At 75.1% G+C, this 2,746-nt stretch carries 1 protein-coding gene; it reads right to left on the reverse strand.

Features of this window, described 5'->3' with window-relative positions:
* A partial coding sequence (locus tag ACH4B3_RS34225) for an SDR family NAD(P)-dependent oxidoreductase (RefSeq protein WP_398469695.1) occupies window positions 1-2,746 on the reverse strand: 2,746 nt, incomplete at both ends.

The raw sequence follows: 2,746 nt of genomic DNA on the forward strand, positions 1-2,746 counted from the left end.
GTCGCCATCACCGTCACACCGCCCGCCAACGCCAGCGAACACTCCCCGCCCCGCAACGCCCGCACCGCCGAATGCAACGCCACCAACGAGGACGAACACCCGGTGTCCACCGTCACCGCCGGGCCTTCCAGCCCCAGCACGTACGACACCCGGCCGGTCACCACACACCCGAGGTTGCCGGTGCCGGTGTAGCCCTCCATGTCGACGCTGGAGTGCCCGATGATCGACAGGTAGTCGAAGAGCGTCGCGCCGACGTAGACGCCGGTGTCGGTGCCGCGCAGCGAGGCATGGTCGATGCCGGCGCGCTCGAACGTCTCCCAGGCGGTCTCCAGCAGCAGCCGCTGCTGGGGATCCATCCCCACCGCCTCCCGCGGCGAGATGCCGAAGAACTCCGCGTCGAAGCCGGTCGCGTCGTCGACGAAGCCCCCCTCCCGCACATAGCTGGTGCCGGGGCGGTCGGGGTCCGGGTCGTACAGCGTGTCCAGTCGCCAGCCGCGGTCGGTCGGGAACGCCGACACCGCGTCCCGGCCCTCGGCCACCAGGTCCCACAGCTGCTCGGGGCTGCTCACGCCGCCCGGGAACCGGCACGCCATCCCGACGATCGCGATCGGTTCGTCCGGCTCCCCGGCCGGCGTCGCGGTGCCGGTCACGGCCGTCTCGGTGCCGGAGATCTCCGCGAGGAGGTGCCGGGCCAGGTCGTCCGCCGTGGGGTAGTCGAAGATCAGTGTGGTGGGCAGCGGCATCCCGACGTCGGCGCAGAGCTTGTTGCGCAGTTCGACAGCGGTCAGCGAAGCGAAGCCCATCTCGAAGAAGGGCTGCGTCGCGGAGATCGCGGCCGGATCCGGGTGGCCCAGCACCCCCGCCGCCAGGGCGCGGATGTGCCGGGTGAGTATCTGGTGCCGCTGCCCCGCTGCGGCGGCCGCCAGTTGCCTGCGCAGCGGGCTGTCCTCGGTCACCCCTTCCTGTTCCAGCACCTCGACGGCCTGGGGGATCTCGGCGAGCAGCCGGCTGGAGCGCCGCCCGGCGAACGTCGCGGCGAACCGCCGCCAGTCGAAGTCGGCCACCGTGAGCGCGGTCTCCGCGCGGGCCAGGGCGTCACCCAGCGCCCGGAGCGCCAGCTCCGGGCGCATGGCGGTGAGGCCGCGCTCGCGGAAGAAGGCGGCCACCGCCTCGTTGGCGGCCATGCCCGTCTCGCCCCACGGCCCCCACGCCACCGACAGCCCGGGCAGGTGCCTGTCGCGGCGGTGTTCGGCCAGCGCGTCCAGGTAGGCGTTGGCCGCCGCGTAGGCGCCCTGCTGGCCACTGCCCCAGCTGGCGGCGCCGGAGGAGAACAGGACGAACGCCGACAGGTCCAGGTCGCGGGTCAGCTCGTCGAGCCACCGCGCGCCGGCCGCCTTGGCGGCCGTCACCTGGGCCACCCGGTCCGGATCGAGGTCGTTCACCGGCGTGAAGTCGCCGACGCCGGCCGCGTGGAAGACGCCGCGCAGCGGATGCTCCCGCGGTACCCGCGCCAGTAGCCCGGCCACCTCGTCCCGGTCCGCGACGTCGCAGGCCACCACGTCGGCCGAGGCGCCCATCGCCGCCAGCTCCGCGACCAGTTCCTCGGCCCCCGGCGCGGCGCTGCCGCGCCGGCCGGCCACGATCACATGGCGTGCTCCCCGCTCCACCACCCACCGGGTGACCTGGCCTCCCACTCCGCCGGTCCCGCCGGTGACCACCACCGTCCCGTCGATCCGCCACTCCTGTCCGGGCCCGTCCCCGTCCGGCGGCACCGCGCGCAGCCGCCGTCCCAGCACGCTCTCCGCCCGGAGCGCCACCTGGTCCTCGGTGCCGTCGGCGAGCACCGCGGCCAGCCGGCCGGCGGTCCCCTCCCCGGCCTCCGCCGGCAGGTCGGCCAGGCCGCCCCACCGTTTCGGGTATTCCAGCGCCACCACGCGTCCCAGGCCCCACACCTGGGCCTGTACCGGGCTCACCGGGTCGTCCGGGCCGGTGGACACGCCGCCGCGTGTCACGCACCACAGACGTCCGTCGACGTCCGCCTCGTCCAGGGCCTGGACCAGGGCGAGGGTGCCGGCCAGTCCCATCGGCAGCAGGGGGTGGTCCGGGTGTGCCGACTCGTCGAGGCCCAACGCGCTGAGGACGCCGGTCACCCCGGCCCGGTCCGCCGACTGCCGCAGCCGCTCGGCGAGTGCGTCGCGGGTCTGGTCCTCCGGCGCCAGAGCGAGGAGCGAGCAGCGCGCCCCGCCGGCTTCGACGGCCCGGGCGGCGGTCTCGACCGCCGGGTCCCCGAGGAGCTTCTCCGGTACCACCAGCAGCCAGCAGCCGTCGAGCCGGCGGTCCCGGTCGGGGCCGGTGACGGTGGACCAGCCGGTCCGATAGCGCCAGGCGTCGACGCGGGCCCGGTCCCGGGTGCCCCGGCGCCACCGTGCCAGCGCCGGCAGCGCCGGGCCCAGCACGTCCCGGGTGGCTTCCTCCGGCAGGTGCATCGAGGCGCCGAGCCCGGCGAGATCGCCGGACTCGACCGCGCTCCAGAACCGCTCCTCCGCCGCGGTTCCCTGCGGTGCGGAGGTCAGCGGCCTGCCCGGCTTCAGCCAGTAGTGCTGGTGTTGGAAGGGGTAGGTGGGCAGGTCGAGGACGGGTGGGGTGGGGGTGGTGCCGGGTTCGATGCCGTACCAGGGTTTCCAGTCCACCGGCAGGCCGGCGGTGAACGCCTGGGCCAGCGCCCTGGCCAGCTGGGCGGGGCCGC

Source organism: Streptomyces sp. NPDC018031, assembly GCF_044327625.1.
Lineage (GTDB): Bacteria > Actinomycetota > Actinomycetes > Streptomycetales > Streptomycetaceae > Streptomyces.